The 12573-nt window shown below is 61.5% G+C and carries 13 protein-coding genes; 3 read left to right on the top strand and 10 right to left on the bottom strand.

Annotated features, from left to right (window positions below):
* Positions 1 to 49 precede the first annotated feature (49 nt).
* From K0O24_RS04455 to hflK, 3 genes are all read right to left on the bottom strand, one after another.
* Positions 50 to 1585 carry a Do family serine endopeptidase gene (locus tag K0O24_RS04455; RefSeq protein WP_219894632.1) on the bottom strand — a complete coding sequence of 512 codons (1536 nt, stop codon included), beginning with the start codon at positions 1583 to 1585 and terminating at the stop codon, positions 50 to 52.
* Positions 1586 to 1684: 99 nt separating this feature from the next.
* Positions 1685 to 2563, bottom strand: a complete 879-nt coding sequence (hflC, locus tag K0O24_RS04450; protein WP_219894631.1) for a protease modulator HflC — start codon at positions 2561 to 2563, stop codon at positions 1685 to 1687.
* Positions 2560 to 3645: a protease modulator HflK gene (gene hflK / locus K0O24_RS04445; protein ID WP_219894630.1), complete on the bottom strand. Its 1086-nt coding sequence runs from the start codon at positions 3643 to 3645 to the stop codon at positions 2560 to 2562. Before hflK ends, hflC begins: the two co-directional genes overlap by 4 nt.
* A 62-nt stretch (positions 3646 to 3707) precedes the next feature.
* Here hflK and K0O24_RS04440 point away from each other — a divergent pair, with 62 nt between their 5' ends.
* Together K0O24_RS04440 and K0O24_RS04435 are read left to right on the top strand one after the other, a co-directional pair.
* Positions 3708 to 4706 carry an Mrp/NBP35 family ATP-binding protein gene (locus tag K0O24_RS04440; RefSeq protein ID WP_219894629.1) on the top strand — a complete coding sequence of 333 codons (999 nt, stop codon included), beginning with the start codon at positions 3708 to 3710 and terminating at the stop codon, positions 4704 to 4706.
* 1 nt (position 4707) lies between these two features.
* Positions 4708 to 5133, top strand: coding sequence for a CoA-binding protein (locus K0O24_RS04435; protein WP_219894628.1), 426 nt, complete (start codon positions 4708 to 4710; stop codon positions 5131 to 5133).
* Here K0O24_RS04435 and dapD read toward each other — a convergent pair.
* Together dapD and K0O24_RS04425 are read right to left on the bottom strand one after the other, a co-directional pair.
* Complete coding sequence (dapD, locus tag K0O24_RS04430; RefSeq protein WP_219894627.1) at positions 5130 to 5966, bottom strand: 2,3,4,5-tetrahydropyridine-2,6-dicarboxylate N-succinyltransferase; 837 nt, start codon at positions 5964 to 5966, stop codon at positions 5130 to 5132. The genes K0O24_RS04435 and dapD overlap by 4 nt on opposite strands.
* Complete coding sequence (locus K0O24_RS04425) at positions 5963 to 6637, bottom strand: pyrimidine 5'-nucleotidase (RefSeq protein ID WP_219894626.1); 675 nt, start codon at positions 6635 to 6637, stop codon at positions 5963 to 5965. Before K0O24_RS04425 ends, dapD begins: the two co-directional genes overlap by 4 nt.
* A gap of 139 nt (positions 6638 to 6776) precedes the next feature.
* Here K0O24_RS04425 and K0O24_RS04420 point away from each other — a divergent pair, with 139 nt between their 5' ends.
* Positions 6777 to 9074 carry a S8 family peptidase gene (locus tag K0O24_RS04420; protein ID WP_219894625.1) on the top strand — a complete coding sequence of 766 codons (2298 nt, stop codon included), beginning with the start codon at positions 6777 to 6779 and terminating at the stop codon, positions 9072 to 9074.
* Here the strand turns inward: K0O24_RS04420 and K0O24_RS04415 are convergent.
* From K0O24_RS04415 to sufC, 5 genes are read right to left on the bottom strand one after another with little or no spacing between them, the layout of a single operon-like run.
* Positions 9071 to 9424 (bottom strand): HesB/IscA family protein, encoded by a 354-nt coding sequence (locus tag K0O24_RS04415; protein ID WP_219894624.1) that lies wholly within the window; start codon positions 9422 to 9424, stop codon positions 9071 to 9073. The two genes, K0O24_RS04420 and K0O24_RS04415, sit on opposite strands and share 4 nt — an antisense overlap.
* Positions 9421 to 9885: an SUF system Fe-S cluster assembly protein gene (locus tag K0O24_RS04410; RefSeq protein ID WP_219894623.1), complete on the bottom strand. Its 465-nt coding sequence runs from the start codon at positions 9883 to 9885 to the stop codon at positions 9421 to 9423. Before K0O24_RS04410 ends, K0O24_RS04415 begins: the two co-directional genes overlap by 4 nt.
* On the bottom strand, positions 9882 to 11093 hold the full coding sequence (locus K0O24_RS04405) for a cysteine desulfurase (RefSeq protein WP_219894622.1): 1212 nt from the start codon (positions 11091 to 11093) through the stop codon (positions 9882 to 9884). The genes K0O24_RS04410 and K0O24_RS04405 overlap by 4 nt, the downstream gene beginning before the upstream one ends.
* Positions 11090 to 11833, bottom strand: coding sequence for a SufD family Fe-S cluster assembly protein (locus K0O24_RS04400; RefSeq protein ID WP_219894621.1), 744 nt, complete (start codon positions 11831 to 11833; stop codon positions 11090 to 11092). Before K0O24_RS04400 ends, K0O24_RS04405 begins: the two co-directional genes overlap by 4 nt.
* Positions 11830 to 12573 carry a Fe-S cluster assembly ATPase SufC gene (sufC, locus tag K0O24_RS04395; RefSeq protein WP_219894620.1) on the bottom strand — a complete coding sequence of 248 codons (744 nt, stop codon included), beginning with the start codon at positions 12571 to 12573 and terminating at the stop codon, positions 11830 to 11832. The genes K0O24_RS04400 and sufC overlap by 4 nt, the downstream gene beginning before the upstream one ends.

Raw genomic sequence — 12573 nt, 5'->3', positions numbered from 1 at the left:
GGCATAGCCGAGCGCAAGCACAACAGCAAAGCGGGAATCAGTGTTAAGATCAGCCCTGCTTGAGCTTTATTGCAAGATAGCGGGCAGGGTTCTGTCCGCGCTGCACAAACAGCAGCACATTCGAGCGTCCGGCCAACTTGGCGGCATTTGCAGCTGCCGCAACGTCGGCGGGCGTATTGGCTGGCTTGTAATTGACCGAAATGATCACATCACCGCGCTGAAGCCCTTTTGTCGCTGCATCGCTTGAGGGATCGACTGCACCGATCACGACGCCCTTCACATTGGTGTTCAGGCCGAGCTGGCGTGAAATATCCGGCGTCAGGGTCTGCAGCGCGAGGCCAAGCGACGCGCGCGTGGCCGTTTGGCTGGACTTTTCATCCTCCGGATCAAGCCCGGGATCGCCGCCCGCGCCAAGGCTGGCGAGCTTTTCTTCCGACGGCCGCTCTCCAATCACGGCCGTGACCGTCTGGCGGCGTCCGTCACGGATCACTTCGATCGGCACGCGCGAACCGACGGCCTGATTGGCAACCAGATAGGACAGGGTCTGGTCGGGAGTCACTTCGCGGCCATTGACCTTCACCACGACATCGCCTTGCTTGATGCCAGCCTTGTCGGCTGCCTGCCCGGGTTCGACGCGCGCAATCAATTCGCCATGATTCTTCTCGATGCCAAGCGAATCGGCGATCCCTTCATCGAGCGGCTGGATGCCGACGCCAAGATAGCCGCGGGCAATCTTGCCGCCGCCTTTCAGCTTTTCGACGATCGGAAAGGCCTGTTCAGCGGGGATGGCAAAGCCAATGCCGATATTTCCGCCGGTTGGCGAAAAGATCATCGTGTTGATGCCGATCACATTGCCGTTGATGTCGAACATGGGTCCCCCGGAATTGCCCTGGTTGATCGAGGCATCGGTCTGGATGTAGCGGTCATAGGCGCCGCCTTGTCCCGTCACGCGGTGCAAGGCCGAGACAATCCCTGCCGTAACGGTTCCGCCAAGGCCGAAGGGATTACCGATGGCAACGACCCAGTCACCCACGCGTGTCTTTGTCGAATCGCCAAATCGTACAAAGGGCAGGTTGGTGGCGTTGATCTTGAGCACGGCGAGGTCCGACGTCGGATCGCGGCCGATCAGCTTCGCGTCATACTCGGTGCGATCAGGCATGATGACCTTGATCGAGGCAACCGCCGCCGCCCCGGGGCCTTCGCCGCCGGAAATGACATGGTTGTTCGTCACGATATAGCCGTCAGGCGAAATGATGAAGCCCGAGCCGAGTGACTGCGCCTCACGCGTTACGGGTCGGCCACCATTGGCGTCGCCGCCGCCGAACAGGTCGCCAAAGGGCGTGCCCGCAAACGGATTGCTATTGACCTGCACGCGCTGCGTCGTCGAAATATTGACCACAGCGGGCTGGAGACGCGCTGCCAGATCGGCAAAGCTCATGGGGGCGCCTGCACGCGGCGCATTTGCAGCCATCATGCTGCCGGGTTCATTCTGGGCGGTCTGCGCACCACCGGGCGTCTGGAGAGCCAGGGTAGCGGCAGTGCCGCCAAGAAGAAGGGCGGATGTTATTGCATAGGCGTAACGCACGGATTCAAACCTCCTGATTGAAAAAATGAGCCATCCCCTTTTTCCCGTTCATCAACATGCAAGATTCAGGCTTAACCGGAATTGAACATGTCCTGGCGCTCACTTCCCCCCGCGGAACTCGCTGAGATAGTCATTCCCGGGTGAAAGGATGATGTTGGTTGACCCGTTGGTCTTACCATTCACCCCGAATGTCTGCCGATAGGACTGCATCGCCCGGTAGAAATCGTAGAATTCCGGATCCTTGCCAAAGGCGGCCGCATAGATCTGCGCCGATTTTGCGTCGGCCTCTGCGCGGATGATCTGCGCCTGGCGGAAGCCATCAGCTTCAATCGTCAGCGCTTCCTGGGTTCGGGCGGTCCGCATCCGTTCATAGGCGGAATCGAGCGGCGTACCTTCGGGCAGGTCTGCCCGCTTGATCCGCACATCGACGATTTCCGCGCCATATTGCTGCGCAACGCGCTCAAGTCCGGCCTGGATATTGTCCATCACACGGTCCCGCTCCGGGCTCAGCAACTCCGCAAACTTGCGTTTGCCGAGCTCGTTGCGCAGCGCCGACCCCAGGATCGGGCGAAGCGCATCGGAGACGTTCTCGACCGTCCTCGCCGCACTGTACATCCGCACCGGATCGACAATCCGGTAGCGCGCATAGGCATCGACGTTCAGGCGAAGCTGATCGGTCGACAGCACCTGTTGGGGATCCATGTCCACGTCGAGAATGCGTTTGTCGATCCAGACAATGTCTTCGATGAACGGGATCTTGGCGACAAGGCCGGCACCCGTGCTGCCAAAGGCCTGGCCTTCCTTGTACCCGTTGACGACGCGGTCGATCTTGCTCAGCCGAAGCACAACGCCCTGTTTCGTTTCAGGCACGATCGAGACCGTGCTGATGAGCAGGATCAGGCCGGCAAGTGCGGCAACCAGAAGGGCAAGCGGGTTGGCCAGAAAGCGGCCCAGCGCGGTTGGATTGTCGTAGCTCATCGCCCGGCCTCCTCAACCGTAACGCGCGGCCGTCCGTTCCCCAGCGGCAGATAGGGGGCGATGCTCCCAGGCTCGACAATTGTCTTGTCGGTGTTGGAAAGCACCGCTTCCATGGTTTCATAATACATGCGCTTGCGCGTGACGCCCGGCGCCAGCTTGTACTGGGCATAGACCTTGTCGAACGACGCAGCTTCACCTTCAGCGCGCGCTATGACCTGCTGCGCATAGGTGTTGGCATTGTTGATATTCGCCTGCTTTTCCTGCTGCTTGACCGTGACGAGCTTGAACGCGTCATTGACCTGTGCCGGCGGATCAGCCTGCTTGATCGCAACACCGCGAATCGTGATGCCAGCCTTGTAGTCGTTCAGCAGCACCTGCATGCGCTGTGCCACCCGCGTTTCGATCTGGCTGCGGCGCGGACCAAATGCGTCGTTGAGCGTGACGGTGCTCATGACTTCGCGCATGGCACTTTCAGCGACTTCGCGGATCGTTGCTTCAGGCTGGGCGAGTTCGAACAGGAAGTTCTCGGGCTGCCGCACGCTCCAGCGCACCTGGTAGGCCAGGTCGATGACATTCTGGTCACCGGTCAGGATCAGGTTCTGGCCAGCGCCGTCCGGAATGTCGATCGACTTGATCCCGCGGATGTTGACCTTTTCCACACGATCGATCGGCGCCGGCAAAGTCATGCCGATGCCGGGCTCAAGCTTGCCGGCATATTTGCCAAAACGCGTGACCACGCCTTCCTGCTGAGGTTCGATCCGGTGAAAGCTTGTGAAGAGGAACCAAATAACGACCAGCGCGATAAGGCCAAAACGGATAATTGACGCGCCATTGCCGCCACCCGGCAACGGGCCGCCTCCTCCAAAGAGCCCACGCAATTGTTCCAAAAGCTGGTCAAGTGCCGAGGCGCCGCGCGGTCCGCGCGGCTTCCCGCCTCCGGGGGGCTGGTTCCAGGGATTGCGCGGGCCGCCGCCACCCGAATCGCCGCCGCCGCCCTTGCCGCGCCCGCCCCACGGGCCACCCTCATTGAAAAGGGCGCCCGCACGCGCCCGCAATGCCGAAACTATGTCCATGAAAGTCATTATAGGGAGCGACGAAGGCGAAAAACAGTGGCGAGCGAAGAATCTCTGCTTAAAGCGGCTCCATGCTTGAAACCAACACACTTATCGCCCTTCTCGACACCATTGCCGATCCGCGCGGCGGCGGCGGTCTTGTTTCCAGCGGACGCGCCTCTGCGCCACGCATCAGCGACGGAAAGGCCAGCCTCATCCTTGACGTCACTGGCCTTGCGGCAGCCGAACGCGACGCACTCGACAAAGCCATCCACGCCGCAATCGAGACGTTGCCGGAAGTGACTGAAATCCGCGTAGCGATGACGCAAGAGAAAGTGGGTCGCAGGCTCATTGCGGTCGCGAGTGGCAAAGGCGGTGTGGGCAAATCCACGTTGGCGGCCAATCTGGCTGTTGCCCTTGCACGTCTTGGACGCCGGGTCGGGCTCATCGACGCGGATATCTATGGCCCCTCCCAACCGCGCCTGATGGACAGCGAGGGCGCCCGGCCGACCGCAAAGGACCAGAAACTTGATCCTGTGCCGACGCGATTTGGCGTCCCGATGCTGTCGATGGGCCATCTGGTGAAGCCGGGGCAGGCCGTTGCCTGGCGCGGGCCGATGGCAGGCAATGCCCTTGCCCAACTGATCGATGCCGATTGGGGGCAATGCGACCTGCTGATCGTTGACCTTCCGCCAGGCACCGGCGATGTCCAGTTGTCGATGATCCAGAAGCACAAACCGGCCGGCGCGATCATCGTTTCGACACCACAGGACCTGGCCCTGATCGATGCGACACGGGCCATTGACCTGTTCAACCAGTCCACGGTTCCGATCATCGGGCTCGTAGAGAATATGGCGGGTTACCAATGCCCGAAATGTGGCGAAATATCCGATCCGTTCGGGCATGGTGGCGCAGAGGCTGCGGCAAAGCAGATGGGCCATGCCTTCCTCGGGCGCATTCCGCTCGACATTGCGATTCGCAGCGCCTCTGACGAAGGTACGCCACCAGCCGCCGGCGATGGCCCGGCAGCGGCCGCGTTCAATGCGATTGCGCAAAGCCTGATCACCTGGCTCGACAACCAGGAACGATAAGATGCCGCTGGAATCCGGCCCCGATATCCGCGCATTGCTTGAAGAGACGAAGACGATCGCACTTGTGGGCGCGTCCGCCAATCCGGCACGCGACAGCCATGAGGTCATGGCCTTCCTCCAGCGCCAGGGCTACCGCGTCATCCCGGTGAACCCCGGCCTGGCAGGACAGCGACTGCTCGGTGAAACGGTTGCCGCGCGCCTTGCCGATATCAAAGGCCAGATCGACATGGTCGACATCTTCCGCAATAGCGAAGCGGCGGGAGACGTGGTCGATGAGGCAATTGCCGCCGGGGCAAAGGCCGTGTGGATGCAACTTGGTGTGATCAACCACGAAGCGGCGGCCCGCGCCGAAGCGGCAGGCCTCAAGGTGGTCATGAATCACTGCCCGAAAGTCGAAATCCCGAAACTCGGGCTGCGCCGGGCCTAATCCCGAAGCAAGTCGTTGATCGCTGTCTTGCTGCGCGTTTGTGCGTCTACGCGCTTGACGATGACCGCACAGCCAAGGCTGGGCCCTGGCGAGCCATCGGGCAGCGGCTTGCCGGGCATCGCTCCAGGCACAACAACGGAATAGGCCGGCACACGGCCGACAAAGACTTCGCCGGTCGCACGGTCGACAATCTTGCTGGTCGACGAAATGAAGACGCCCATGCCCAGCACCGCGCCTTCTTCAACAATGACTCCTTCGACCACTTCGGATCGCGCGCCGATGAAGCAATTGTCTTCTATGATGACAGGCCCTGCCTGAAGGGGCTCGAGCACCCCGCCGATGCCGACGCCACCCGAAAGATGGACGTTCTTCCCGATCTGCGCGCAACTCCCGACGGTTGCCCAGGCATCGACCATCGATCCATCGCCGACGCTCGCACCGATGTTCACGAAGCTGGGCATCAGGACGACGTTTCGACCGATATGGGCCCCCGCGCGCACGATCGATCCGGGCACAGCCCGAAAGCCTGCGTCGCGGAAACGGTTTTCGCCCCAATCGGCAAATTTGCTCGGAACCTTGTCGAACCAGTTCGCGCCGCCAGGCCCGGGCGTGATGACATTGTCGTTCAGCCGGAATGACAGAAGCACTGCCTTCTTGAGCCATTGATTGACAGTCCAGACGCCATCGACCTTCTCCGCGACACGCCGTTCGCCGCCGTCGAGCAGCGCAATCGCTGCATTGACAGCATCGCGCACCTCTCCTTTGGTTCCCGTGCCCACCGTTTCGCGTGCGTCCCACGCAGCATTGATCACCGCTTCCAACTGTCCAGTCATTGTCCGGCATTCTCCATCAATTCGGTCAGCCAGTGGCTGAGATCGTGTGTTTCAAAATCAATGAAATCCGGGCTCGCCTCGGCACTTCCATGTTCGGAACCATTGTTGACCCAGACCGTTTTCATGCCGATCGCCTTGGCCGGCTTAAGATTGCGGGCCATATCCTCGACGAACAGCGCCCGCCGCGGCTCGACATCCAGCGCGCTGCACATGTCCTCATAAGCATCGGGATGCGGCTTTGGCCGATAACGGGCTCCGTGAATGTCGAACAGGCCGTCAAACGCGTCCGCCAGGCCAAGGCCGGCCAACACCCGCCCGGCATAGTCGGCATCGCCGTTGGTGAAGACGAGCTTGCGTCCGGGAAGCTTTGCCAGCGCCGCGTTGAGCGCTGGATCGGGCGCAAGTCGGCCCATGTCGATATCGTGCACGAAGTTGAGGAAATCGTGCGGGTCGACGCCTTCATGTGCCATAAGTCCCGCGAGAGTCGTTCCATGATCGACAAAATAGCGCTTCTGCACACGGCGGGCCTCCTCGCTGTCTACGTCGAGAAGCCTCTGGATATATTGACCCATCTTCTCATCAATCAGCGCAAACAGGTCCACCCGCGCAGGATAGAGCGTGTTGTCCAGATCGAAGATCCAGTTCTCAATTGAACCAAGTACCGGCGGCATGATCGCGCCTCTAGCGGCCCACGTCACTGCTAGCAAATCGAACAGGAACCTGAATAGCGATATCGGCCGCCACACGCACTGCCCTGCCTTGGCGCATGCGCAATGATCGGTTAAGCCTTCATTGTTATGGGGGGAACATATGTACAAGTCCTGGAAACGCACAGCGTTCCGTGCCGGATGCGCCCTGACTTCGCTGGCGGCACTCAGCGCCTGCGGCGGGGGAACTACAGGCGGCGTCAATTCGACCCCGACACCTCCGCCCGTATCGCCGCCGCCCCCACCTCCTCCACCACCACCGCCGCCGCCACCGAGCGCCAGTTTTGATACTGCGGAATATCGCCGATCGAACGGTGCGGTTCAGGCCAAGGCCATTACGGGCTACAACGCCGGGGCCACCGGTGCCGGGGTAAAGGTTGCCGTGATCGATTCCGGCGTCGCTCAGTTCAATGCCGAATTCTCCGGCCGCATCGACCCCGCTTCGGCCGACCTTGCCGGTTCAAGAGGTATTGGCGATGAAGGCGGCCATGGCACAGCTGTGTCGGACGTCCTGCTCGGCGCAAAGAATGACAGCGGCATTCATGGCGTCGCCTTTGATGCTACGTTGCTTGTCGCGCGCACTGACACACCGGGAAGTTGTGCAACGGCCGATCCCAGCAAGGGTTGCTCGCATGATGACAATGCGATCGCGCGTGGCGTCGATCTGGCCGTTGCCAACAATGCGCGCGTCATCAACATTTCACTTGGCGGATCGCCGCCAAATTCGACGCTACGGTCAGCGCTCGGCCGCGCGACCGCTGCCGGCATCATTATCGTGTTTTCCGCCGGAAACGACGCCAGCGCCGACCCCGACCCCTTTGCCCAGATCGCCAATGATCCCCTTGCGCGCAACCTGATCATCATCGCGGGCGCACTCGACGCGAGCAATGCCGCACTCGCAAGTTTTTCCAACAAGGCCGGCAGCGGAGCAACACATTATCTCGGCGCTTTGGGGGAACACGTCCGCGCTATCGATCAAACCGGCACAAGTTTCCTCTGGAGCGGCACGTCCTTTTCCGCGCCGATTGTTTCTGGCGCAGTCGCGTTGCTTGCCCAGGCTTTCCCCAACCTGACCGGCGCACAGATTGTCGACCTGCTGTTCCGGTCTGCTGTCGACATCGGCGCTACGGGCGTTGATCCCGTGTTCGGCAATGGCGCACTTGACCTGTCAAAGGCATTTGGCCCGCAGGGTCCGCTGACACTTGCAGGTTCGCAGATTGCCTTGCCCGCAACGACCGGCATGACGTCAGCCCCAATGGGCGACGGCGGCCAGCATGGCCTGTCGACTGTCGTACTCGACAGCTATCGCAGGGCCTATCTGGCAGACCTTTCGGTCGGGCTGACGCGCGCACCACTGCAGCCCCGGCTCGCGCCCGCACTTGGCATTGGCACGCGCAGTCTTGCGGTTGCGGGCGGATCGACGGCCATTGCTCTTTCCGTCACTGCAGGCGCGGGAGAATCGTCTGTTGATCGGCTGCTCCTGTCGGCAAATGAAGACCATCATGCGCGCGCCCTCGCAGGATCGGTCGTGCGGCGCCTGGGGCGCAATACGGCCGTTGCACTGGGCATTTCGCGCAGTGGCCTGGCGCTCGCCAGCCAGCTTGATGCGCGGGGCAGTGGGGATTTCCTTGTCGGTGGCTCGGCTCTCGACAGTTTCGGATTTGACACGCGACCAAAGTCCGGCCTGGCGATGCGGCAAGAAATTGGCGGCGTGGGGTTCACCGCAAGCGCCGAGACCGGAGAGGTCAGGCTCTGGGAGAATGGCCTGTTTTCCGAAATGCGGCGCGGCTATCGTGAACATGGCTATGGCGTGCTGAGCCTTGGTGCAACGAAGGCATTCGGCCCCCTGAGGCTTTCGGCCCGGGCAACCAACCTGGTCGAACGCGAGACAATTTTGGGGGCCCGTTTTGATGGCGCGTTTGGCAATGGCGGCGCACGGAGCTGGTTTGCCGATCTCGAGGGGCGGTGGGTGCCATCCCGGTCGTGGACAGTGACAGCCGCCTGGCGGCAAGGCTGGACACGGCTTGCCGCAGGCGGGCTCCGGCCAGATACCGATCACCTGCGCACCAGCGCCTGGTCGTTCGATGCCGCACGCGCTGGCCTTTTCAGGAGAGACGACCGCCTGTCCATGCGTGTTGCGCAACCATTGCGTGTTTCGCGCGGGGGTTTCGACCTGACGCTGCCGACCCGTTATGACTACAAGACCGAAACCGCCGGATTTTCTCCGATGCGATTGAACCTCGCCCCCACCGGACGCGAACGGGATTTTGAAATTGCCTATGCCCGGCCGCTTTGGGGTGGATGGATTTCGGCCAACACCTTCATGCGGCGTCAGCCTGGGAATTTCGCGAAGAACCCCGATGATCTCGGCGCAGCGATCCGGTTCAGCTTCGGGCTTTAGACTGTAAAGCTTTCGCCGCAGCCACAGGCGCCCTTTGCATTTGGATTGTTGAAGACGAAACCGGCAGTAAAATCGTCTTCCTGCCAGTCCATCGTCGAGCCGATCAGGTAAAGCACGGACGCGCCATCAACGAAGAACAGGCCGCCCGGCGTCTCGATCCGTTCGTCGAAGGCCGCAGCCTCGCTGACATAGTCCACCGAATAGGCGAGGCCCGAGCATCCGCGACGCGGAGTCGAGAGCTTGACGCCAATTGCCCCTTCAGGCGCCTTGGCCATCAGCGCCGCAATCCGGGCTTCGGCAGCAGGTGTCAGGGTCAGCGCCGCAGGGCGCGTTTTCACGGTCGTGCTCATAGCATTCCCAACTCCAGACGGGCTTCATCCGTCATCGCCGCAGGTGACCATGGCGGATCCCAGACAAGATTGACTTCGGCATCGCCGATCCCGGGCACGGAACCGACCCGCAGTTCGACTTCGCCGGGCATCGATTCGGCAACCGGACAATGCGGGGTCGTCAGCGTCATCGTCACCAGCGCATGGCCGTCGTTGATTTCCACATTGTAGATCAGGCCAAGGTCGTAGATGTTGACTGGTATCTCGGGATCGTAAATTTCCTTGAGCGCTGCGACCACAGCATCATGCAGGTCGCCGCCAGCCTCTCCCGCCGGAACCGTTTCGGGCTTCTGATTGAGGAAGCCTTCCAGATAATCCTTCTTGCGGTCGAGCCTTTCGGTCGCCGTTTCTGCATCGTCAACGCGCGCCCTTGGCGGCGTTTCAACGCTCGTCACTTCTTCGGTCCTGATACCGTCAGTCATGCGCCAAAGATCCTCTGCACTCGATCGATCCCGCGGACCAATGCCGCAACATCGTTTTCATTACTGTAAATCCCGAAACTGGCCCGCGCTGTTGCCGGGACGCCAAGATGCTGCATCAATGGCTGCGCACAATGATGCCCGGCGCGGATGGCAACACCCTCTTCATCCAATATGGTGCCGATATCGTGCGGATGAACCCCCTCGATCGCAAAGGATACAATTCCTGAAGCATCGTCGGGGCCGAACAGCGTGACGGAATTGATTGACCGCAGGGCCTCGCGCGTCTGGCGGACAAGGTCGATCTCATGCGCATGGATCGCCGCGAGCCCTATGGCCTCGACATAATCGATCGCGGCATGGAGCCCGATAGCCTCTATGATTGCGGGGGTTCCCGCTTCGAAGCGCTGCGGAGGCGGCGCGTAGCTTGTGTGTTCGAACGTCACGCGGTCGATCATCGCCCCCCCGCCCTGCCAGGGCGGCATTGTCTCCAGAAGGTCTGCGCGCGCCCAAAGCACGCCGATGCCGGTCGGACCGTAGAGCTTATGGGACGAGAAAACGTAGAAGTCGCAATCAAGCGCCCGCACGTCGACCGCCATGCGCGGGACAGCCTGACACCCGTCGAGCAGAAGCTTTGCCCTCACGGCATGCGCAAGCTTTGCTGCCCGCTTCGCATCGAGCGTCGAACCCAGCACGTTCGAGACATGCGCGAAGGCCACAAGCTTGTGCGCGGGCGTCAGCATGGCTTCGGCCGCGTCGAGGTCAATCCGGCCATCAGCCGTCAGGGGACAGACGTCGATCTCTATGCCCGTCCTGTCGCGCAGCAACTGCCAGGGCACGATATTCGAATGATGCTCAAGCACCGAAAGCAGAATGCGATCACCCGCCGTCAATCCTTGCCCCCAGCTCTGGGCAACAAGATTGATCCCCTCGGTTGCCCCGCGCACAAAGACGATTTCATCTTGCGACTGCGCCCCGATGAAGGACGCGACGCGACGCCGCGCGGCTTCATAGGCAAGCGTCATGTCTGCCGAGCGCCGGTAGACGCCACGATGGACCGTCGCATAGTCCGCACCCATTGCACGCACGGTGGCATCGATCACTGCCTGCGGCTTTTGCGCCGTGGCTGCCGTGTCGAGATAATGCCAGTCGCCGATGCCAGGAAAGTCGGCACGGAAATCCAGCGCGCGCACGAGGGTCGCTAGCGTCATACCATCGCACCCAGTTTGACGAGCGCGGCACTGGTCAAAGCTTCTTGCGCTTCCGCCCCCTCGAACACTCCGGCAACAAAGGCCTGCAGCAGCAATTGCTTGGCCTCGGCAGGCGGCAGGCCCCGGGAGGCGAGGTAGAACAGCGCGGCCTTGTCGAGTTCGCCGACCGTCGCACCGTGGGCACACTTCACATCGTCTGCATAGATTTCGAGTTCGGGCTTTGCGTTTGCCGTAGCAGTGCGGTCGAGCAGCATCGCCTTCACCGACTGGGAGGCGTCCGTCTTTTGCGCGTCGCGAGCGACTGCGACCTTGCCGAGATAAGAGCCGGTCGCATGCCCGCCCAACACCGAGCGCACCACCTGGTTGCTGGTCGCATTGGGTTCAGCGTGGGTGACGGTCGTGACGATTTCCAGAACCTGTTCGCCCGTCCCGAGGATGACCCCACCCAGTTCGAAATGCGCGCCGTCCTTCAGTGTCACGTCGAGCGAGACGCGGCCATAGGCACCGCCGACATTGAGCACATGAAAATCGAGCCGCGAGCCCGCTTCTAGCGTGATTGCAAGCTGGTGAATCGCAACCGCACCATCGGCAGCCGACTGAATCAGGTACCGCGTTTCGGCCTGCCCCGCAGCAACAATGATCTGTTCGGGAGCCGCCACCGGCCAGACGCGGGCAAGTGCGTCGAGATCGGCATAACGCCAAGCCTCATCCTTTCGGGTTGGAAGGAGCATTGCGCTCACGCCGCCAGCTCCCTGTATCCCTCGCATTCCAGCTCATGCGCAAGCTCTGCGCCGCCGCTGCGCACAATCCTGCCATCCGCCAGCACATGGACGAAATCGGGTTTCACATAATCGAGCAGGCGCTGGTAATGGGTGATCAGCAGTACGGCCTTGTCCGGCTTGCGCATGATCCGGTTGATACCTTCGCCCACCACACGCAGTGCATCGATGTCGAGACCGGAGTCAGTTTCATCAAGGATCGCGAGGCTCGGATCAAGGATGCCCATCTGCACCATTTCGTTGCGCTTCTTCTCGCCCCCCGAAAACCCGACATTCACTGGCCGCTTGAGCATATCCATGTCCATGCCCATCGCATCCGCTTGCGCCCGGGCAAGTTTCAGAAACTCCCCGCCGGAAAGCGGCTCTTCGCCGCGCGCCTTGCGCTGGGCATTCAGGGCCTCGCGCAGGAACTGCACATTGGACACGCCGGGAATCTCGACAGGATATTGAAAGCCGAGAAACAGCCCAGCCGCCGCCCGTTCATGCGGAGGCATGTCGAGAAGGTCCGCGCCATTGAAGGTGACCGAACCGTCCGTCACCTCATACCCGGGGCGCCCGCCAAGCACATAGGACAGCGTCGACTTGCCCGCGCCGTTCGGCCCCATGATCGCATGGATTTCGCCCGGGTTGAGGGAAAGCGTGAGACCCTTCAGGATCTCCGTACCGCCGACCATCGCGTGGAGGTTGTTGATCTGGAGCAT

Origin of the sequence: Aquisediminimonas profunda, from assembly GCF_019443285.1 — a bacterium.
Classification (GTDB): Bacteria; Pseudomonadota; Alphaproteobacteria; order Sphingomonadales; family Sphingomonadaceae; genus Aquisediminimonas; species Aquisediminimonas profunda.
Note: the sequence above shows the minus strand (reverse complement) of the source record. Positions and strands in the feature narration are given on the sequence as shown.